The sequence below is a fragment of the Calyptranema fuscum S582 genome, assembly GCF_055793305.1.
Genome location: NZ_JBSLYH010000036.1, coordinates 61,460 through 82,411, shown reverse-complemented (window position 1 = coordinate 82,411; position 20,952 = coordinate 61,460). Strand labels below are relative to the sequence as shown.

The 20,952-nt window shown below is 48.7% G+C and carries 19 protein-coding genes; 12 read left to right on the top strand and 7 right to left on the bottom strand.

Translation table 11 applies throughout. The annotated features are described in order from the left end of the window. Positions 1–365 precede the first annotated feature (365 nt). Complete coding sequence (locus tag ACR6Z4_RS22045; protein WP_479719477.1) at positions 366–3,890, top strand: DNA polymerase III subunit alpha; 3,525 nt, start codon at positions 366–368, stop codon at positions 3,888–3,890. Positions 3,891–4,137: 247 nt separating this feature from the next. Here the strand turns inward: ACR6Z4_RS22045 and ACR6Z4_RS22040 are convergent, their stop codons facing one another. Then, on the bottom strand, positions 4,138–4,752 hold the full coding sequence (locus ACR6Z4_RS22040) for a hypothetical protein (protein ID WP_479719476.1): 615 nt from the start codon (positions 4,750–4,752) through the stop codon (positions 4,138–4,140). Positions 4,753–5,007: 255 nt separating this feature from the next. Between ACR6Z4_RS22040 and ACR6Z4_RS22035 the strand changes: the two genes are divergently transcribed. Beyond that, entirely contained in the window at positions 5,008–6,243 is a 1,236-nt protein-coding gene (locus ACR6Z4_RS22035) for an LL-diaminopimelate aminotransferase (protein ID WP_479719475.1), read from the top strand. Positions 6,244–6,327: 84 nt separating this feature from the next. Here the strand turns inward: ACR6Z4_RS22035 and ACR6Z4_RS22030 are convergent, their stop codons facing one another. Continuing rightward, complete coding sequence (locus ACR6Z4_RS22030) at positions 6,328–7,788, bottom strand: protein adenylyltransferase SelO (RefSeq protein ID WP_479719474.1); 1,461 nt, start codon at positions 7,786–7,788, stop codon at positions 6,328–6,330. A 590-nt stretch (positions 7,789–8,378) separates the two neighbouring features. Further along, complete coding sequence (locus ACR6Z4_RS22025; RefSeq protein ID WP_479719473.1) at positions 8,379–9,179, bottom strand: PRC-barrel domain-containing protein; 801 nt, start codon at positions 9,177–9,179, stop codon at positions 8,379–8,381. A gap of 289 nt (positions 9,180–9,468) precedes the next feature. Here ACR6Z4_RS22025 and ACR6Z4_RS22020 point away from each other — a divergent pair, with 289 nt between their 5' ends. Then, on the top strand, positions 9,469–10,257 hold the full coding sequence (locus ACR6Z4_RS22020) for an ABC transporter ATP-binding protein (RefSeq protein WP_479719472.1): 789 nt from the start codon (positions 9,469–9,471) through the stop codon (positions 10,255–10,257). 9 nt (positions 10,258–10,266) lie between these two features. Here ACR6Z4_RS22020 and ACR6Z4_RS22015 read toward each other — a convergent pair whose 3' ends face one another. From ACR6Z4_RS22015 to ndhN, 4 genes are all read right to left on the bottom strand, one after another. Then, complete coding sequence (locus tag ACR6Z4_RS22015) at positions 10,267–10,932, bottom strand: hypothetical protein (protein ID WP_479719471.1); 666 nt, start codon at positions 10,930–10,932, stop codon at positions 10,267–10,269. 172 nt (positions 10,933–11,104) lie between these two features. Further along, positions 11,105–12,895, bottom strand: a complete 1,791-nt coding sequence (locus ACR6Z4_RS22010; RefSeq protein ID WP_479719478.1) for a R3H domain-containing nucleic acid-binding protein — start codon at positions 12,893–12,895, stop codon at positions 11,105–11,107. A gap of 242 nt (positions 12,896–13,137) precedes the next feature. Next, positions 13,138–14,469: a circadian clock protein LdpA gene (gene ldpA, locus ACR6Z4_RS22005; RefSeq protein ID WP_479719470.1), complete on the bottom strand. Its 1,332-nt coding sequence runs from the start codon at positions 14,467–14,469 to the stop codon at positions 13,138–13,140. A 341-nt stretch (positions 14,470–14,810) separates the two neighbouring features. After that, positions 14,811–15,287, bottom strand: a complete 477-nt coding sequence (gene ndhN / locus ACR6Z4_RS22000) for an NAD(P)H-quinone oxidoreductase subunit N (protein ID WP_479719469.1) — start codon at positions 15,285–15,287, stop codon at positions 14,811–14,813. Between the two features lie 715 nt (positions 15,288–16,002). Between ndhN and rplC the strand changes: the two genes are divergently transcribed. The 9 genes from rplC (at position 16,003) to rpmC (ending at position 20,951) form a co-directional block, all read left to right on the top strand. Then, positions 16,003–16,644 carry a 50S ribosomal protein L3 gene (rplC, locus tag ACR6Z4_RS21995; RefSeq protein WP_479719468.1) on the top strand — a complete coding sequence of 214 codons (642 nt, stop codon included), beginning with the start codon at positions 16,003–16,005 and terminating at the stop codon, positions 16,642–16,644. Positions 16,645–16,714: 70 nt separating this feature from the next. Further along, positions 16,715–17,347 (top strand): 50S ribosomal protein L4, encoded by a 633-nt coding sequence (gene rplD, locus ACR6Z4_RS21990; RefSeq protein WP_479719467.1) that lies wholly within the window; start codon positions 16,715–16,717, stop codon positions 17,345–17,347. Beyond that, a complete protein-coding gene (locus tag ACR6Z4_RS21985; protein ID WP_479719466.1) occupies positions 17,337–17,642 on the top strand; it encodes a 50S ribosomal protein L23 in 306 nt (101 codons plus the stop codon). Before rplD ends, ACR6Z4_RS21985 begins: the two co-directional genes overlap by 11 nt. An 87-nt stretch (positions 17,643–17,729) precedes the next feature. Continuing rightward, on the top strand, positions 17,730–18,593 hold the full coding sequence (rplB, locus tag ACR6Z4_RS21980) for a 50S ribosomal protein L2 (RefSeq protein ID WP_479719465.1): 864 nt from the start codon (positions 17,730–17,732) through the stop codon (positions 18,591–18,593). Between the two features lie 89 nt (positions 18,594–18,682). After that, positions 18,683–18,961 carry a 30S ribosomal protein S19 gene (gene rpsS / locus ACR6Z4_RS21975; protein ID WP_479719464.1) on the top strand — a complete coding sequence of 93 codons (279 nt, stop codon included), beginning with the start codon at positions 18,683–18,685 and terminating at the stop codon, positions 18,959–18,961. Between the two features lie 73 nt (positions 18,962–19,034). Further along, positions 19,035–19,397, top strand: a complete 363-nt coding sequence (gene rplV / locus ACR6Z4_RS21970; RefSeq protein ID WP_479719463.1) for a 50S ribosomal protein L22 — start codon at positions 19,035–19,037, stop codon at positions 19,395–19,397. Between the two features lie 73 nt (positions 19,398–19,470). After that, positions 19,471–20,205, top strand: coding sequence for a 30S ribosomal protein S3 (rpsC, locus tag ACR6Z4_RS21965; RefSeq protein ID WP_479719462.1), 735 nt, complete (start codon positions 19,471–19,473; stop codon positions 20,203–20,205). Between the two features lie 83 nt (positions 20,206–20,288). After that, entirely contained in the window at positions 20,289–20,708 is a 420-nt protein-coding gene (gene rplP, locus ACR6Z4_RS21960) for a 50S ribosomal protein L16 (protein ID WP_479719461.1), read from the top strand. A 3-nt stretch (positions 20,709–20,711) separates the two neighbouring features. Beyond that, positions 20,712–20,951: a 50S ribosomal protein L29 gene (gene rpmC / locus ACR6Z4_RS21955; RefSeq protein ID WP_479719460.1), complete on the top strand. Its 240-nt coding sequence runs from the start codon at positions 20,712–20,714 to the stop codon at positions 20,949–20,951. The last annotated feature ends 1 nt before the right edge of the window (position 20,952 follow it).

Sequence of the window (20,952 nt, the reverse complement as noted above, 5' to 3'; positions counted from 1 at the left end):
GGATAAGTTCTAAAATAACAGTACGTGTTTTAATACTTTAGTACTATCCTGTTTCACGGAAAGTAGGCACATTTCAGGGTGCTCAGGATCACTTCCTTTTAGAAGAGTGACAGCTCCGCCGTTCACTTAAACAATTACCAATTAATTCATTTAGGATCGCCAATGAAATAACCTGTAATTCTTTTTGAGAGAACGACGGCGGAGCCGTCGTTCTCTCAAAAAGAATTGGGTTTTACTCAGTCTGTGCTTCTGAGAAAGGATTTCCTAACCCTCTCTACCCTACAGGTAGAGTAGACATGCGCCAAACTAATCTAGATGTGGTAGTCTGATAGCCAGATTCGGCTACATTAAGCTTTGGGCACACTATGTCTTTTGTTGGTCTACACGTTCATAGCGACTACAGTTTGCTCGATGGTGCCAGTCAATTGCCTGAAATGGTAGATCGGGCTGTGGAACTGGGAATGCCTGCGATCGCCCTGACCGATCACGGGGTGATGTATGGCGCGATCGAGCTGATTAAAGTTTGCAAAGCCAAGGGCGTGAAGCCGATCATTGGCAACGAAATGTATGTGATCAACGGCGACATCACAAAGCAAGAACGCCGACCGCGATACCATCAGGTGGTGTTGGCAAAAAACACCCTGGGCTATAAAAATCTGGTCAAGCTCACCACCATTTCCCATCTTCAGGGCTATCAGGGGAAAGGTATTTTTGCCCGACCCTGCATCAACAAAGAGGTGCTGAAGCAGTATCGCGAAGGGTTGATGGTGACCAGTGCCTGTCTGGGGGGTGAAGTGCCTCAGGCAATTTTGCAAGGTAGACCCGAAATCGCTCGCCGTGTCGCGCAGGAATACAAAGACCTGTTTGGCGAGGACTACTATTTAGAATTGCAAGACCATGGGTCGCAAGAAGATCGCATCGTTAATGTTGAAATCGTTCGTATCGCCCGCGAACTGGACATCCAGCTGATCTGCACCAACGATTCACACTACATTTCGTGTTTTGATGTGGAAGCCCACGATGCCTTGCTGTGCATCCAAACGGGCAAGCTGATTACCGAAGAAAAGCGGCTGCGCTATAGCGGCACGGAATATCTTAAATCCGCCGATGAGATGCGGCGATTGTTTCAAGATCACCTGACGGATGATGTGATTGAAGAGGCGATCGCCAATACCTTGAGCGTTGCCGAAAAGGTTGAACCGTACACGATTTTAGGCGAACCTCGGATTCCCAATTATCCGGTTCCCGATGGCTATACGGCGTCCGACTATCTCGAAAAAATGTCGCGGGAAGGTTTGGCTAAACGGGTGCGCTGTGCTTCCTATGAAGAGGTCGATCCGACCTATCAAGAGCGGTTGGAATATGAACTGCAAATGATGCACCGGATGGGGTTCGACGGCTACTTTTTGGTGGTCTGGGACTACATCAAATTTGCCAGAGACAAGGGCATTCCTGTGGGACCCGGACGGGGGTCTGCGGCTGGTTCTCTGGTTGCCTATTCGCTGGGAATTACCAACATTGACCCGGTGCATTACGGCTTACTGTTCGAGCGTTTCCTCAATCCCGAACGGAAGTCGATGCCGGATATTGATACCGACTTTTGCATCGATCGCCGTCAGGAAGTGATCGACTATGTCACCGATAAATATGGCAGCGATCGCGTTGCCCAGATCATTACCTACAACCGCATGGCATCCAAAGCCGTGCTCAAAGATGTGGCGCGGGTGCTTGACATTCCCTATGGCGAGTCGGATCGGATGACCAAAATGATTCCGGTAGTGCGGGGGAAACCGACCAAACTCAAGGTGATGATCTCAGATGCAACGCCTGCGCCGGAGTTTAAAGAAAAATACGATAAAGAATTGATGGTTCCGGGAACTGAACCTCCCGTGACCTATCGCCGCTGGATCGATATGGCAATGCGGATCGAAGGCACCAATAAAGCGACAGGGGTTCATGCGGCTGGGGTAGTGATTTCAGCAGAAGCACTCGATGAAATTGTGCCGTTAGAACGGAGCAAAGAAGGCGGTGCGGTGACGCAATATCCTATGGAAGATATCGAAGCCTTGGGCCTGCTGAAGATGGACTTTTTGGGGTTGAAAAACCTCACCATGATCCAAAAAACTGTCGATCTGATTCAGCAAACCCACCAGATCACCATTGACCTGGACAGCTTGCCTTTAGATGACCCGAAAGCCTACCAACTGTTGGCACGCGGCGAACTAGAAGGCATCTTCCAATTAGAATCGTCGGGGATGCGCCAGATTGTCCGTGACCTCAAACCGTCAGGACTGGAAGATATTTCCTCGGTTCTTGCCCTCTATCGACCGGGTCCACTTGATGCCGGACTGATCCCTAAATTCATCAACCGTAAGCATGGGCGCGAACGGATTGAGTACGAGCACGAGTTGCTGCAACCAATTCTCAACGAAACCTACGGCATCATGGTCTACCAGGAACAGATCATGAAAATTGCCCAGGATATGGGCGGCTATTCCTTAGGTCAAGCAGACCTGTTGCGCCGAGCCATGGGGAAAAAGAAAAAAGAGGAGATGGAAAAACACCAGAGTATCTTTACCGAAGGGTCAGAGAAAAATGGTGTAAAACCCAAAATTGCGGCTGATTTGTTTCAGCAAATGGTGTTGTTTGCCGAGTACTGCTTTAACAAGTCGCACTCAACTGCCTATGGGTTTGTCACTTATCAGACGGCATATCTCAAGGCAAACTATCCTGTCGAATATATGGCAGCGCTGTTGACGGCTAACAGTGGCGACCAGAACAAGGTGCAAAGCTACATCAGCACCTGTTTGAAAATGGGGATTAATGTAGAACCCCCAGATATCAACCGTTCTGGCTTTGATTTCACGCCCTTGAAAACAAGTATTTTGTTTGGCTTGTCGGCAGTGCGCAATGTCGGGCAGGGTGCGATCGAGCATATTCTGATGGCGCGCGATGCCGATGGTACATTCAAATCCTTAGGCGATCTGTGCAGTCGGGTTGATCCTCGTACCGTCAACCGTCGGGCATTGGAAGCGCTGATTCAGTGCGGTGCAATGGATTGCCTGAATCTCAATCGCAATCAACTGGCACATGATCTGGATCTGGTGCTGGATTGGGCACAATCACGCGCCAGAGATCGGGCGATCGGGCAGGGCAATCTGTTTGACATGCTGGGAACGGCGACGGCGAGTGAGTCAGCAGGTGGGTTTGATGCAGCTCCCAAAGCGCCGACAGTAGAAGACTTCCCGCCTCAAGAAAAGCTGAAATTGGAAAAAGAACTGCTGGGCTTCTATATTTCTGATCACCCGCTCAAGTCGATTCAAGAAGCGGCGAAGGTCCTGGCTCCGATCAACTTAAGTGAATTAAACGAGCAGCCCGAAAGCGTCATGCTCAGCGCTATCGTTATGCTCACCGGGGTTAAACCCGTGACCACCAAAAAAGGCGATCGCATGGCAATTGTGCAAATGGAAGATCTCACCGGACAGGCAGAAGCCGTGATTTTCCCGAAATCCTATGAGCGTATTAGCCCATACATTGTCGTCGATGCTCGGTTAATGGTTTGGGGTAAGGTCGATCGACGAGATGAGCGATCGCAATTGATTCTCGAAGATGCCGAACCTGTGGAAACCATTCAAATGGTCATGGTAGAACTGGAAGCCAAAGCCGCAGGCGACATCCAAGAACAACATCGGCTCAAAACCGTCTTACTTGGGCAACGGGGAGATGACGATCACAACAAAATCCCCGTCGTTGCTATCATTGCTGCCCATCAACGTCGCCAACTGGTGCGTTTAGGCGCACAATTCCGCGTCCGCGACCATATCACAGCAGTACAAGCCTTAAATCAAGCAGGCTTCAGCGCTCGCTACACGGCATTAACCTCAGCTTAGGATCGGGGATCAAATCAGATCGCATATTGCATCTTTTGAAGGGGCGAACGGCCGTTCGCCCGTATAACAAATTATCGAAGTTATTTATAGCAATACGCATTAGGGTTAGGACGGGGTGCAGGGGTGGAACCCCCCTGCGTGGGGGCACCGCGCCCACCCCCTAATGTCTTAACTGGATTGCGTAGAACCATAATTCCCATTCCTTGGATGTTTGTGGTGCTGTCCAAAGGACAGCACCACTCTGTGTTTATTGGTGGATCATCGTTTGTCCACCTGCGGCAGTAATCAGGGCTTCAACAATAGGACGGGCTTTTCTAAAGCCATTGCGCGAGGGATGGCGAATGGAAGATGCTAACGCACGTTCAATCTGACAGGCAGGGTGTTCCAGGGTGCCTACTTGCAGGGTTGTGGCTGGATATTGGCTGGCGACCTGATGGTACAGTCGTTTGCAAACAAAGAGGATGCAAGTTGGTTGGAGTTGGTCTACCAGTTGCTGAAACATGGGTCTGGCAGCAGTCCACATGGCTTCGCTGGGCGGCATACTATGAGCGGGCAACCAATCTTGAATGTAGTCGTAAAACGCGACCGATTGCCAAAACTCCTGTCGTGATTCAGACGAATAGGACGTTTCGACAAAACAGCGTTGAATGTTATTGAAAAAGGGAAAATACCATTCGCGAGTGATAAAGTTCTGAATCAATTCGTGAGTGAACTTGGCATCTTGTTCACGGCTGCCACGCGACTCCCCGTAATTGGACTCACCAACGATAAGGACTGGAATTTTGAACAAACTTGAGTGGCCATAGTGTTGACCAATCCATGGTTGAAATAGGAGTCCTTCGATTGCAGGGTCAATAATCATGGGGGGGTGCCAGTGCTGAATGAATGGAAGTGCTGAATGAATGAAGAGGTCGTTGCTGGTTTTGGGTATGAAATTGCAGGTCAAACCGAAGGTTTGACCTGCAATTTCATACCAGGATGCCGCTAGGACATGAATGGATAGGGCGCTCTGTTGTTCTCAGGATGCCCCAATCAGATATTGACCCATCATCACTTGGGTAAGACTTCCGATAACAGTTGGCAGTAAACTGTCTTAACGGCGTTTTAGCGATCCACTATGGCAACGATCAACGATAACTATCTCAAACTGAAAGCGGGGTATCTGTTTCCCGAAATTGCCCGACGAGTCAACGCCTTTGCGGAGGCAAATCCAGAGGCAAATATTATTCGCCTGGGCATTGGCGATGTCACTGAACCCTTACCCGAAGCCTGCCGCGCCGCTATGATTCATGCGGTTGAAGAAATGGGCGATCGCTCTACGTTCAAAGGCTATGGACCAGAGCAAGGGTATGCCTGGTTGCGAGAAAAGATTGCTACCCACGACTTTCAATCACGCGGTTGTGATGTCGATGCGTCTGAGATCTTTATTTCGGATGGGTCAAAGTGCGACTGCGGCAATATTTTAGATATCTTTGGCGACAATAATGCGATCGCCGTGACAGATCCGGTCTATCCGGTTTACGTCGATACCAACGTCATGGCGGGGCACACCGGAGATGCCAACGAGCAAGGCGAATACGGCGGCTTAGTCTATCTGCCCATCACCGCAGACAACGACTTTACTGCCCAAATTCCATCGCAAAAAGTCGATCTGATTTACCTCTGTTTTCCCAACAATCCAACCGGCGCAACTGCTACCAAAGCTCATCTGGCAGCATGGGTAGACTACGCCAAAGCCAACGGTTCCATCATCTTTTTTGATGCAGCCTACGAAGCGTTTATTACCGATCCATCCCTGCCCCATTCCATTTACGAGATTGAAGGGGCAAGAGATTGTGCCATCGAGTTTCGCTCATTCTCCAAAAATGCAGGCTTTACGGGAACCCGTTGTGCCTTTACCGTTGTGCCCAAAACGCTGATGGCTAAAGCGGCTGACGGTTCTGACGTGGAGTTGTGGAAGTTGTGGAATCGTCGGCAATCAACCAAATTTAATGGTGTTTCCTACATCGTCCAGAAAGGGGCAGAAGCGGTTTATGCGGCAGAAGGACGGGCGCAAATCAAAGCCCTGATTAGCTTCTATATGGAAAATGCCCGCATTATTCGAGAACAGTTGACTGCCGCCGGAATTCAAGTCTATGGCGGTGTCAATGCCCCCTATGTCTGGCTGAAAACACCCCAGGGTCTATCCAGTTGGGATTTCTTTGATAAACTGCTGCAAAGTTGCCATGTGGTCGGTACTCCCGGTTCTGGGTTTGGTGCCGCTGGGGAAGGCTATTTCCGCATCTCCGCCTTTAATAGCCGTGCCAATGTCGAAGCTGCGATGCAACGGATTACCAAAACGTTCAAAGCATAAATCGCTGGGATAGCCATTGACCTGGGCGATCGCAGAGAGGATGAGAGCCGCGCGCAGCGCGGCTCTCAAACATTATAAGTTCGGTTAAGATACTACGGCAGATTTGATTCGCTGCAATAGCTCCTGAAACGGTTGCCAATTGTCTTCCACGACAATCGGTTGCCAAATTGCTTCAATTTCAGGTCTGAGTAACGCAAAATTAGGATTGTGGCGTGCCAAGCGATCGCCAATTTGCCCGATTTCATCCGTTGATAAAGTCTTGAGTGCTTGATGATAGAGCGATCGCCATTGCTGAAAACTATCGATTTCTGCATCCGGTGCAAGCGTTAGCGTTGCCAAAATTTGCGTATCATCCTGTTGCCAGGGAACCGAAAACTGTTGCCGGAGTGCCAGAAAAAACTCGTGATAATTCATCTGGGTTTCTTTAAGAAACTGGAGTGTAGTTTGCAATAAGGGTTCTGCCAGATCGATTGGTAGTTGGTCAAACCCCAGCTTGTAGAGCATGCGTTGGCGATAGTGTACTTGATAGTGCTCATCGAATTGGGCTAATCCGGCTTCCATATCGGTTGAAGGAATGAGCGCGCTTAAGGGCACCTGCAACATCTCTAAATTCCAGCGACAGATCAATGGCTGATTGGCATAGCAATAGCGCCCAAAATAGTCGAAATAGGCGGCAGTAAATCCCGGATTGTAGCGATCGATAAAGGCATAGGGCCCATAATCAAAACTTTCACCTGTAATCGACATATTGTCGGTGTTCAGCACCGCATGACAAAAGCCAGCCACCATCCACTGTGCCGCTAACTCAGCCGTGCGTTGCACCAATTCTGCGTAAAACAAGGCATCCTGATCCGCTTGACCCAACACATGTGGATAGTAGTAGTCGATCACATGGTCGAGGAGTTTGCGAGCTAAATCAGGACGTTTGAGATAATGCAATCGTTCAAACGTGCCAAAGCGAATGTGCGATCGCGACAAACGTATCATCACCGATGATCGTGTAGGAGAGGGTTCATCCCCTCGCCAGAGCGACTCCCCTGTTTCAATCAAGCTCAGGCAGCGAGATGTTCGTACTCCCAACACCTGCAACATCTCAGAGGCTAAGACTTCGCGCACACCCCCTTTCAAAGTCAACCGCCCATCACCCCCTCTCGAATAGGGCGTGGTTCCCGATCCTTTGGTACCCAGGTCATACAGCTCGCCATCAGAGCCGCGCACCTGTCCATATAAAAAGCCCCGACCATCTCCTAAGGCAGGATTATATTCACCAAATTGATAGCCGTGATATCGCAGTGCCAGAAACGGCTGCCGCCCCTGGAACTGCCCAAACGCACTGATGAAATCATCATCTGTGACCGTTGCAGAGGCTAAACCCAGCCTCGGTAACAGCTCATCGTTACGAAAGCGTAGAATATGCCGGGGAAACTCATCGGCTAACACAGGGTCGTAGTAATCGTCACCGAGAGCTTCTAAAGCTGATTCATAGGCGAGTGATAGAAAAGGATTAGAAGCCTGTGCGGGATGTGGGTTTTGTGGAAAAATCATGCGGGTAATTGAGTCATCAAGGCGTTACTAAAATCCCCAGCACTTTCAAAAAATGCCGGGGATCTGAATCTGATAATTTCAGGGACATTGCCCTTTATGGTAGAGCAATAAAGGGCGATCGCAATTTTAACCTATGCTATCTCAGCCAACCTCGGCTGCGGTAGAGCTGAAAAAAAGCCAAAAAAATGCCTGACCCTATAAGCCCCCAAGGTCAGGCAAATTATTAACCTGTAAGGACGCTTTCCTAACCAGAAAAGCTAAGTAACTCAATTGCCCCCTAGTCGCTTAGCTTTCCCGAATGCGTTCTCCAGAATTAAATCTATTTTGCGGTGTTTTGGCAATACAATCTTCAAGGCAAGTACTGAACTTTCAGACTTAGAATCTTAAAGTTTCGTTCATTAATTCAGTAGATTTACTCTAATCCTTCGTAAAGGAATAGCCACATCTCCATCTCCATGCCAATCGACCCCCGATTCTGTGTCGTAAGGCTCAAATCACGGAGATATTGCTAAATCGAAATAGTCCCTGACGGTGTGAGGCGTTGTAATAGGGGGCTGATCAGATTGGACGGCAACCGTTCACAGTATAGCTTATTGAGGGGTGCCTGACTCTGAAACGGGTTCATCTATTCTATCGGTGGTCGTGTCCTCTGATCCGCTTGCTTCAAGGGTTTCTGGCTCTACGAGGCGTTGCTCTGGGGCGTTATCTTTCAGTCGGTCAGTTGCCTGCTGAAGCTGACCGGCAACGTCTAATAATTTGCCTTTGGTTTGGCTAGTCAGCTGATTGGCGATCGCCTGTGTTCCTTGCAGAGCCGCGCTCATATCCTGTCGGGTACGTTGAAAATCGCCCTTCAGAAAGTTGCCAACCTGGGCTACAACTTTACTCAGCCCATCAAATTGTTCTGCCTGTTGAATGGCAGCTACCGTCACAATCATCCGCTTCCGCCCAATGCTGACAATGCCATCTGGCAATAAGCAATAGGTCTCGTCCACCAACCCCCGCCAGCCGTTCGACACAAATAGATAGTCGATGATATCGCCTGTTTCAGGATGCAATCGATAATCTCGAATGCTACCAACTTTATCGCCCGCCTCTGTCCACACTTCATGCCCAATAACGGTTTCAAGCTCCTCTGGCTTGGTTGCTTCTAGTCCCGCTGGCAGGCTGACCATCAACCCTGCTGCCCCAATCGTTTCGATCTGCGCCCAGGTCAGAAAGTATTTGCGCAACCCCATCACACCGGCTTTGCTGGTCAAGCCCATCACTTGATGGTGTTTTAGATCTAGCCAGAGTTGATCAACCTGTCCCAATTCTTCAGTAGTTTCTCGGTTGATTACTAGTTTGCCGAGTAAGTCAAATTGCCGAATGATCTGATTTGAATCTGTCACCATGTCTGCTGTTACCAACTCTGCTAGAAAGCGTTGCTGAAGTCAGGAATAAATTGGGGCGTGAAATCTTCCGCTGCCTGTTCAAATTCATCCCCAGAATCAGCGAGGCTCTGTTAGAGCCATTATGGAAGAGGAATCGCAGAATGGCTAGAAACGGCGTACATAAACCTCAACGTACATAAACCTCAATATATAGAGCTATGTTCCAGACCTACACTAGAGGTAAGTACCCCAACCTGGTTAAACATTAGGGTAATCCTAAAAAGTCATGATTTTTGGTGGCGTTTGTCCTATGAAGTCAGGTGCTGATAAACGTTTGTTGACACAGACCGTGCTCAAATCATCGCCCAATGGTAATGCCGATCCATCGGTTCAATCACGCTCTCAGTCAGAGATTGCGATCGCCGCTGAGGGGATTGAAATGGTGTTTGAGACACGGGCAGAACGCTTTCATGTACTCAAAGGGATTGACCTGACCATTCGGCAAAATGATATCCATCTGATTATGGGTCCGGCAGGAGCCGGAAAAACAACACTCTTATTGATCCTGGCGGGGCTATTGACCCCGACCGCAGGTAGCGTTCGCTTGTTTGGAGAAGATATTCTGTCGCTGTCGCGATCGCAACGAGAACACTTTCGCTTGCATCACCTGGGGTTTGTGGATCAAGAGTTTAACCTGTTCTCAGCGCTAACGGCACTTGAGAATATCAGCGTCACCTTAACGCTGAAGGGACGCAGCGAACACCGTGCCCGGCAAGAAGCCCAGCATTTGTTAGACCAGCTCGGTTTGGGCGATAAAGCCGATAACCTGCCCCGCGAACTGTCGGGCGGTCAACAGCAACGAGTGGCGATCGCTCGGGCAGTGGCTGGGTATCCTGCCCTGATTTTTGCAGACGAACCAACAGCTGCCTTAGATTCGCAGACCGGAAAATTGGTCATGCAACTGTTTCATACCCTATCGAGAGAACAGGGCTGCACGATCGTCATGGCAACTCACGATGCACGGGTGATAGAAGTTGCCGACCAGGTTACCTTACTGGAAGATGGCATGGTTTTGTCGGACAGGTTTGAACACCCATGAGGCAGGCGATCAGTGATTTTGCCGCAGCAAATCGAATAGTTGAAACCCCTCAGTCATCAATCCTCGGATAGCAGTCGGTTGGACATAAGTAGAGGGGCGGTAGAAGATGAGCCGTGAACCACTTGCCTCTGTACAAACCCGTCTATTTTCATAAAAGCGGATGACATCGGGCTTAAAAATCCGAAAAATGGCAGGCTCATCTCGTCCCTTGAGTAGATACATGCGAGAAAATTGAGGACACTCGGCAAAGTCAATGTCTCTAAACCCGATTAAGCTGCCAATTTTGTCGAATAAATGTTCTGGACGAAGGAAAAATTCGGGTAATCCCAATAGTTCAGAGTGCAGGTAGAACACCGTCTGAGAATGAGTATGACGGTTTTTGCCGTGCCCGGTCGTATAACGATAGTCGAAGATCGCCACGGGAATCTGGATGCCCGTGTATCGCAGTTCACCCTGCATCAAATTTTTAGCTCGTCGCGTATGCCCTTTGCAAAACAGTTGAAAGTCGCAGACGCTGGGCAAAACCATCTCGCCTCTCGGATAAAAAGATAGTCCTAATTCCTGGGCAACCGCTTGCATCGCCTCTGTACGTTTTTGATCGATATACGCGGCAATAGCGGCGATCGCAATAGCAACTATCGCAAACAACACGATAAACAAAAGCGGATTCGTCATGCAAAGCAACAGAACTCATAGTCCTAGCCTGCCCCAAGGACGATCCACAAGCCGCTGACGCCACATAAAAATTAAGGAGCGCAAATTAAATAAAACCCGGAAGCTGATGGTTGGAAGCGCGGCAACGCCGCGCTTCCAACCATCAGCTTCCGGGTTTATAAAATCTACGATCCTAAGCGGGGTAGATACGCAATCGTCGGTTGGGTTCTTCCCCAAAACTGGTAGATTTGAGTCGATAATGTTCTACCAACTCATGTTGCATCTTGCGCACCTTGGCAGACCGGGGCAATAGCTCAACCGGCTGCCCTTTGGGGATGACAATTTGTTCAACCGCAAGTCGGGCTTCTTCCAGCGCTTCGAGTTCATTTTCGTCACCACTGCGAGAAAACAGACTCAGGTTGACTGGCTCATTATCACCGCCATCATCCATCTTCAGCATCCGCTGTAACGTGCGAATGATTTGCGGCATACTATTCGACTTCACGGTGTAGATTGACAACTGGCGTGTTTTTGCCATCTGTCTCAGTTTTGAATGGTTCTTAATGTGCGATCGCAATGCTAGAACTGCATCGGCACTATCCATATCTTTCGTCAGCACAATCGGCAAATTTAACGTATGCACGACTTGTTCCAGCAATTGCCGACTGACAGCATAGGGATAAACATGCAGGGGTAGATCTTCCCCATTGGGACCCGCAGGCGGATTGGCAAATGGAATCGCCTCATCAGCAAACGAGTCTTCTAGCGACGCGTTCAGCAGTTGGTCAAAGTACTGACGTTCTGAAGAACTCTGTCCCGGCATATCCGTAGTAGGAATACCCGTCAATTCTCCCAACCTGGAGGATGGTAAGGGGGTTAGCTGTCCTGACGCTCGCCATCCACCTCGCGCAAAATCTTTGCTAGCAAGATTTCGCCCATCACTAAAGGGTAGCGATCGCGATCGCGACGGAAAAACGTCCGCAGGCTGCTCAGGTCGCTCATGGGTAATCTGCACCTGCCCCGTTTCATCGACCGTTCTAACTTGGGGATTGGGCTGTCGCCCGCGCAGTAAACTATCGACGGTGTCCGCCACTTGTTCGTGGATTACCCACTTTTGCCGCTCCAGCATTTCCACAGCAATATCAAACGTTGGCGGCGCTTTCCGTTCTAACACGCTTTTTTGGCTACCCCGACGACGAGCTTCTTCATCTCCCAACGTCACAGACTGAATGCCACCCACCAAGTCAGACAAGGTTGGGTTTTTGATCAAGTTCTCAATGCGATTGCCATGAGCCGTGCCAACCAACTGTACCCCGCGCTCGGCAATCGTTCGAGCCGCCAACGCCTCTAATTCGGTGCCAATTTCATCAATCACAATGACTTCAGGCATGTGGTTTTCCACGGCTTCAATCATCACCTGATGTTGCAGTTCCGGACGTGCCACCTGCATACGCCGTGCCCGACCGATGGCAGGATGAGGAATATCTCCATCCCCGGCAATTTCGTTAGAGGTATCGATGATCACGACCCGCTTATTCAATTCATCGGCTAACACTCTGGCAATTTCTCGTAAAGCGGTCGTCTTACCTACTCCGGGACGACCCAGCATCAAGATAGACTGACCCGTTTCTACCAAGTCGCGAATCATGCCAATCGTGCCGTAAACCGCTCGCCCAACCCGACAGGTCAGACCAATGACGGCACCCGAGCGATTGCGTATGGCACTAATTCGATGGAGTGTTTTCTCAATCCCGGCACGGTTATCTCCACTGAAGCTGCCAACGCGATCAATGCAATATTGCAGGTCTGCTGTAGAGATTGTGGTATCCGTCAAATACTCGGCACCGCTAGGAAAGCGCGCTTCGGGACGGCGTCCCAAGTCAAGAACGACTTCAACCAGGCTGGCTCGTTGCGGATGCTGTTGAATGTGCAAACGAATTTCGCTCGGCAGGATGTCCAGGAGTTGCTCAAGGTCGTCAATCATTTGTAGAGCCTCGTAAGACTCTTGAGCTTGTCCAGAAGAATTGGATTGATGAGGTTCGTCGAAAGAATGAATACCGCTAGACGTCATGAGTAATTAAGGTTCTCAATGCGAACAAATCAGTGGTAGATGCGAACTTTCGAAAGCAAAAAGGCAGGAACATTAACGGATTTGCAAGCCAATAATATTCCCATTTTTAGAGTGTGTTAGGCGCTAGCCGTAACGCACCGCAGGTCTTTATAGTGTCATGCAAGTCCCTGACCCTGGGGCAGCCAATTAGACTGAGTGAATTCAGGTGAAGAATAGCTGAATGTGGTTGGGTTAAATTCGCCCATAGATCTGACCACGGGTTTCAGTTGAGTTACGAGAGAGCTGGCAAGGCTGACAGCCTGCCACAAAAGGTCGGGAAACAATTCCAGACAGGCTGAAGACGCGACCCGTTGTGACCACTCATTCAGCTCAAGTTCTCGGTCGTGTAGCCTGATAGGGTCATGACCCTTGGGGGAAGAGGTGGTTAGCGGTTCATAAGTGTTTACCTTCTCTAGCTGTTCTAAAACAGGGGCTATAAGAGCACGAGCATAACTGCCGTAAGCGACCCCGGAGATATAGCTAGGAAATGTTGGGTCGGGTAGTTTGCTAGTACGATCGCCTATTAATCGATCGCCCACTGACATTGGGTTGAGTAATCCCAATGACTTTAACTTAGCGACAGTGTGCCCATTTGTGCCTCCTGCCAATTGCACATATCCTGGTAAACCAGCCGCTAATACTTTCTGTCCCAATCTCACGGCAGCACGGGTTGCCCCATCCCCAATATCTCCGCTCATGGGTCTACCGTCTGTTTGCCAGATCACAGGACAAGGTAACGGAGAAATCAGGTCAGATAACGCCCACAAATAATCCACCAACCCTTCCCCATCCGGACAACTGATTGCCACTAGTTTCAAGCGATCGCAGTAAGGGGCGATCGCCTGCCATAATCGGGAAAAATCAGCTAACCGTCCAACCTGAGTGTGAATCTCAACCGCATCTACCTGTTTTAATACCAACGCTGCGACGGTGGTTGGTGCAGAAACATAGGCACGAGCCGAGATGTTATTAACTGGGCAGATAGGCAAACAGCGACCACAACCATAGCATTGACTATCTACCACTCCCGAAAAAGGTAGGCTGCCAACCCTTTCAGACGATAGCGAACTCCGCTGATCAAACGCGATCGCTCCCGTGGGGCAGACTTTTTCACAGGGGCGCGGACAATCCGTTGGACAGAGAGTTGCATCAAATTCGGCTTTACGAAAATGAGGATCTTCTCCATCATTCAGGCTCACCATTAGCCACGGCAACTCTTGAACACAGAACCCTCGCGTACGAGCTTCCTCGTATAAACCATGGGCTACCTGAAGCGCCGTTTGTGCCGCAGAAACAACGACGGGGTCAGCCGCAACATCAATGCAATCAACTCCAGCTAATGCATACGCCAAAGTCAAACTGCGAACCGCAGGGAGATGTTGGAAACTGGCTCCACAAATTAACTTGAACCAATTACCCTGGTGTAATGAAATGAGGGGACGATACAAGCAACTTACCCTTCTATGATGGAGGGATGCTGAAAAGCACAATAGATGCAGTCAGATACAGTCAAACGGATGCTCTGTATATGAGTCCTAGTGTACTACAAAGGTAACACTTGTATTCGGTTCTATTTCAGAAACATTCAGCGATCCCAGCTCAAACGCTCATTCAACAACATACATAAAACCATGCGCCGCACATGTGCGGCGCATGGTTCTTAATTTCGTTCAGTTGCAGGATAAACCTATCGGTGCTGCTGATTTGGGCTATAAAATTCGGCGTGAGTGCCGCGCGGAGCGCGGCACTCACGCCGAATTTTATAGCTGGATTAAGCAATGCCAAACGATTAAGCTGCGGCAAGAATGCTGTTTAGAGGTTTCCAGGTGAAGCTGCGATCGCCTCCCATCTCAATGACGACCTTAATCCGAGGTTCTATCTGCGGCAACGTTTGCAGAAACTGCAACTCCTGGTTAGAAAGGATCATCCCTTCCAGCAACCAGATCACAAGCCCCTTGGAGTTCGGTGGCAATTGCTCTAACTGATACTTAGCCAACGGTGGAATATAGTATCGATACCCAACTGCTGCCCCTTGCCCAATGTCTTTCTTCCCTAAATGTGGCGGGCGCACACCATGAACTTCTAATAGATAAGAAGATAAATCTCCCAATCCCCGTGCTGTAATATGGAGCATGCCATATCCAGCCGCTCGCAAGCGTCTCTGATAGCGACCCTCATGCCCACCTTCTAAAGGAACGTAAACACCCAGAGCCCCGGCTGCTTCCAATTCTCGGACAAACTTCTTACCTGTGATGAGCAGTACCATAAGTTCTATGCCTTCATCTATCTAAGACGTTTCATCAAGAGCAAGACTCTCTAAGTTGCTAGCCCCTCATTCAACTTTCAGTCTTAATTTAGCACCAAGCATGCGATCGTTTATCATCCCGATCGATGCACAAGGCTGATAAAACTAGTTTGAGCCGCTTATCATTACAAGACATCGCCGTCCGTAACTTTATCCAGTACTGCGGAACCCATTCAAATCTATATCTGACAAGCGTTTAGTTTGCTCAAGCCAGATCCTTGAGTAGAGCTATACTGTCCCGCATAGAAAGTTGCTCAGAAATTTCTAAACTTTAAGCTTTAATTGAGATACACTAGGAAAGGGCAATTTCAAGAAGAAGCGTAAGTTTGCAGGTTTCAACTAAGTTATTGAAATTAGTAGACAAATTTTCTTAGATTGTTTATATTGTTTGATTGTCGCTGAAATTAGATCGCTGGCTCTTATGTGAGTTCTAGCTATCGGTCTGAAGGATACTGAGTGGTTGTCTGCTCAAGTCCTAGCGTAGGCAGACGGTATTGAAGGGAAAGTAGTAGCTGTTTTTTGAGCACTTAATTTCAATTAGGGTGCTTCTAAGATGGATGCGTCTATGGCTTCTAACGCATCTCAGCAGCCCTTCCTGATTTTAGGAAATTAGTTGGGTCAAATACTTTTGATCCTGCTGGTTAATGCTGTTTAGCAACGATGGAGACTCGGTGTTGTGTCTTTAGGAATTCTGGGCACTAAACTTGGCATGACTCAGATCTTCGATCAAGACGGGAAGGCAATTCCTGTCACGGTCGTACAGGCTGGTCCATGCACAGTAACTCAAATTAAAACCCTTCAAACAGATGGATATTCTGCGGTTCAACTCGGTTACAACGAGGTCGCAGCTAAAGCCCTCAGTAAGCCTGAACTAGGTCATCTAGCGAAATCAGAATCATCTCCCGTGCGTCATCTCCGAGAGTACCGATTAGACGGAGTTGAAGAGTTTCAACTGGGGCAAAAGCTCCAAGCTGATGTTTTCTCGCCTGGTCAGGTTGTAGATGTCGCTGGTACGAGCATTGGTCGGGGTTTCGCAGGGTATCAAAAGCGGCATAACTTTAAGCGAGGACCAATGGCGCACGGTTCAAAAAACCATCGTCTTCCTGGTTCTACAGGTGCAGGAACCACTCCTGGTCGGGTCTATCCAGGTAAGCGTATGGCAGGTCGCTTGGGTGGAACAAGAACCACGATTCGTAAACTGACCATCGTCAGGGTCGATGCTGATCGCAATCTCCTCCTGATTAAAGGTGCAGTACCCGGCAAGCCTGGTAGCTTGTTGAGTATTACACCCGCCAAGATTGTAGGTCGCGCTAAATAACAGCAACCTGCAACTTAATAACTGAGGTAAAGCACAGCACCTGCTAGCGAAGAAAAAGAGATTAAAGATTATGGTTGAGTGTGTAGTTAAAAATTGGCAAGGGGAAGAAGCGGGTACAGCTTCGTTGGATCTGAGAACAGCAAATGAAGCTACAGCTTCTCACATCGTTCATCGGGCACTTGTGCGTCAGATGAACAATGCTCGCCAAGGAACAGCTTCAACAAAAACCCGCTCAGAAGTTAGTGGAGGCGGTCGCAAACCTTGGCGGCAGAAGGGTACAGGTCGTGCCAGAGCTGGATCTAACCGCTCTCCTCTATGGCGTGGGGGCGGTGTCATATTTGGACCGAAGCCGAGAGATTTTTCCAGCAAGATGAACCGGAAAGAGCGCAGGCTTGCCCTTCGTACCGCGCTACAAGGTCGCTCAGCAGATTTAGTCGTGGTTGAAGATTTCGCAGAAAATTTATCTCGCCCTAAAACAAAAGAGTTGCTTCAAGCGATGGCTCGTTGGGGAGTCGAACCTTCTTCAAAAGTTCTGTTGATTGTTTCAGAACGCCATGAAAATGTTTATCTATCGGCTCGCAATCTTGCCAATCTTAGACTGATCTCTGCCAACAACCTCAATGTGTTTGATATTTTGAACGCTGATCAGATTGTGGCAACTACGTCTGCTCTCGCGAAGATTCAGGAGGTTTATGGTGATTAGATCTGATGCTCGTGCCCTACCAGAGTTGGTGCGTCGTCCCGTCGTGACTGAGAAAGCAACCATTTTATTGGAAGACAATAAATATTGTTTTGAAGTAGTTTCTCGTGCGACTAAAGATGAGATCAAAGCTGCAATTGAGCAGTTGTTTGACGTCAAAGTCGTAAAAGTGAATACGTATAACCCACCTCTGAAAGCGAGACGTGTGGGTCGCTTTGCAGGACACAGACCTCACTATAAAAAGGCAATCGTAACACTCGCTTCTGGTGATTCCATTACTCTGTTCCCTGAAGTGTAATTGTCTTAGCCGATTGAAATGAGTTGATTTCTGAAGGTTGGGTTTCTAGCCGCCATTGGACGAAGTAGCTGATTTGAGTTTTCAATTATGGGCATTCGCAAATACAGACCTTACACTCCTGGTACTCGTGAGCGAGTAGTTTCCGATTTTTCTGAAATTACCAGGGATGAGCCAGAAAAGTCTTTAACTCTTTCGGTTCATCGACCGAAAGGGCGGAACAACAGAGGCGTTATTACGTGCCGTCATCGAGGAGGGGGTCACAAGCGACTTTACCGAATCATTGATTTTCGTAGAAATAAGCATAATATTCCTGCCAAGGTAATGTCTGTTGAGTACGATCCGAATCGTAATGCACGGATTGCTCTACTTCATTACCAAGATGGAGAAAAGCGTTACATTATCCATCCTGCTAATTTGGCAGTTGGCTCTACAGTTATTTCTGGACCTGATGCTCCGTTTGAAGTTGGTAATGCGTTGCCGTTGGGAAATGTCCCCTTAGGTACCGTCGTTCATAATGTCGAACTTGTACCTGGCAAAGGTGGACAGATTGTACGCGCTGCTGGAGCCTCTGCTCAGGTTGTAGCTAAAGAAGGAAATTTCGTCACGCTCAGACTTCCTTCTAGTGAAGTTCGCTTGATTCGTCGAGAGTGTTACGCAACGATTGGACAAGTTGGCAATTCAGATGCCAGAAATACAAGCCTTGGTAAAGCAGGTCGTAAACGCTGGAAAGGTCGTAGACCTGAAGTTCGAGGCAGCGTTATGAACCCAGTCGATCACCCCCATGGTGGTGGTGAAGGACGTGCTCCTATTGGACGCTCTGGTCCTGTCACCCCTTGGGGCAAGCCAGCACTGGGTATGAAAACTCGTAAGAAGAATAAGCTGAGTAATTCCCTTATTGTTCGCCGTCGTCGTCGAACCTCTAAGAGAGGTCGTGGTGGACGGGATGCTTAATCTCGCAGGATGAAAGCAAGACGCATAATTTTGGGATTTGTTTTCGACAGGTATATTGCCGCAGTGTTAATTAGAGGTTGATAGGACTTATGGCTCGCTCTCTTAAGAAAGGACCTTTCGTTGCCGATCACTTGCTCAAAAAAATTGAGGTTCTCAATGCTAAAGGTGAGAAGCAAGTGATTAAAACTTGGTCACGAGCTTCAACAATTTTGCCTCAAATGATTGGTCACACCATAGCGGTTCATAACGGTCGGCAGCATGTTCCTGTCTATGTGACGGAGCAGATGGTTGGGCATAAGCTGGGCGAATTTGCACCAACGCGGACGTTTCGGGGTCATGCCAAGAGTGATAAGAAAGCTCGCCGATAGGGTTTGCGATATTCGTTGAGTTGCACGTGAAAGATCTAAGCGTTAGGCGCTGGAGTTGATTAAGGATAAGTCTATGGCCACTACTACCGCCGAAGAAGTCAAAGCAGTTGCTCGTTATATCCGGATGTCGCCCTTTAAAGTGCGTCGGGTGCTGGATCAAATTCGTGGTCGTTCTTATCGCGAAGCATTGATCATTCTGGAGTTTATGCCCTATAGGGCTTGTGAACCTATTCTCAAGGTTCTACGTTCTGCTGTGGCAAATGCTGAGCATAACCAAGGATATACGCCTGCTGATTTGGTTGTGACGCAAGCTTTTGCTGACCAAGGTCCTGTGCTTAAGCGTTATCGTCCCAGGGCACAAGGACGTGCTTACCAAATTCGCAAACCGACTTGCCATATTACAATTGCCGTTGCTCCTGGCGATGAAGATAACTAAGTTTGAAAATGCTTGTTGTGTATTGTTTTAGTCATTCAGTTTAACGTTTTGCCTTTGTTCTAGAGGACGCATTGTGGGACAGAAGATTCATCCAACTGGTTTTAGACTTGGTATTACCCAGGAGCATCGTTCCAGGTGGTTCGCTGATTCTAATCGCTACCCGGAATTGTTGAAGGAAGACCATAAAATTCGTGGATATGTCACGAAAAATCTGAGTAGTGCTGGTATTTCTGAAGTACGTATTGAGCGTAAAGCAGATCAAATCGATTTAGAAGTTCGAACTGCCCGACCTGGGGTGGTTGTCGGTCGCGGTGGTGCGGGTATCGAATCACTCCGAGTTGGTCTTCAGAAAGAATTGGGGAGCAGCGATCGCCAAATTCGTATCAATGTAGTTGAAGTCGTTCGAGTCGATGCTGATGCTGCTCTGATTGCTGATTATGTGGCTCAGCAGCTAGAACGTCGGGTTTCCTTCCGTCGAGTCATTCGACAAGCGATCCAACGGGCTCAGCGTGCCGGTGTACAGGGGATCAAGATTCAGGTGGGTGGGCGTCTTAATGGGGCAGAAATTGCTCGTACAGAAGCCACTCGCGAAGGTAAAGTGCCGCTTCACACCTTAAGAGCCGATATTGATTATTCCTACCGTACAGCTCAAACTATCTACGGAGTTCTGGGAATTAAGGTTTGGGTCTTTAAGGGCGAAATCATTCCTGGTCAAGAGGAAGCTCCAACTACAGCAGCGAATGCACAACCTCGTCGTCGTCAGCAACGTCGTCGTCAGCAATTCGAAGATCGTTCCAATGAAGGCTGAAGCATCAATTGAATGAAGGATCAGAGATTTTTATCTGGTTCTGGAGTGTTGGCTTCTGACTCAAAATCTCAAGGTAAACAGCCATGTTAAGTCCTAGAAGAACTAAATTTCGTAAGCAACAACGAGGGCGGATGACTGGTCAAGCGACCAGAGGCAATACGCTCAACTTTGGTGATTTTGCTTTGCAAGCTCAGGAGCCTGCCTGGATCACCGCTCGCCAGATAGAAGCAAGTCGTCGTGCCATGACACGTTATATTCGGCGGGGCGGGAAAATTTGGATTCGTATTTTTCCAGATAAGCCTGTTACGATGCGTCCAGCTGAAACCCGGATGGGTTCTGGTAAGGGAAATCCAGAATTTTGGGTTGCGGTTGTTAAACCCGGTCGCATTCTATTTGAAATTGCTGGAGTGCAGGAAGCTACTGCCCGTGAAGCGATGCGGTTAGCTGATTATAAGTTGCCCATTAAAACGAAGTTTATTACGCGTGAAGCGGAGGAGTCGTAGGTTATGCCTCTGCCTAAGATTGAAGACATTAGAAGTCTTGATGACCAGGAACTGAGCGAACAAATCATAGCTGCTCGGAAAGAGTTGTTCCAACTGCGGTTTCAAAAAGCAACTCGCCAGACAGTTAGTTCTCACCAGTTTAAGCATATTCGTCATCGTTTGTCTCAACTCATGACAATCGAGCGGGAAAGGCAGCTAGCGTCTGCTCAAGATTCTCAAACGGTTGTTGTACAAGGGGAGTAGG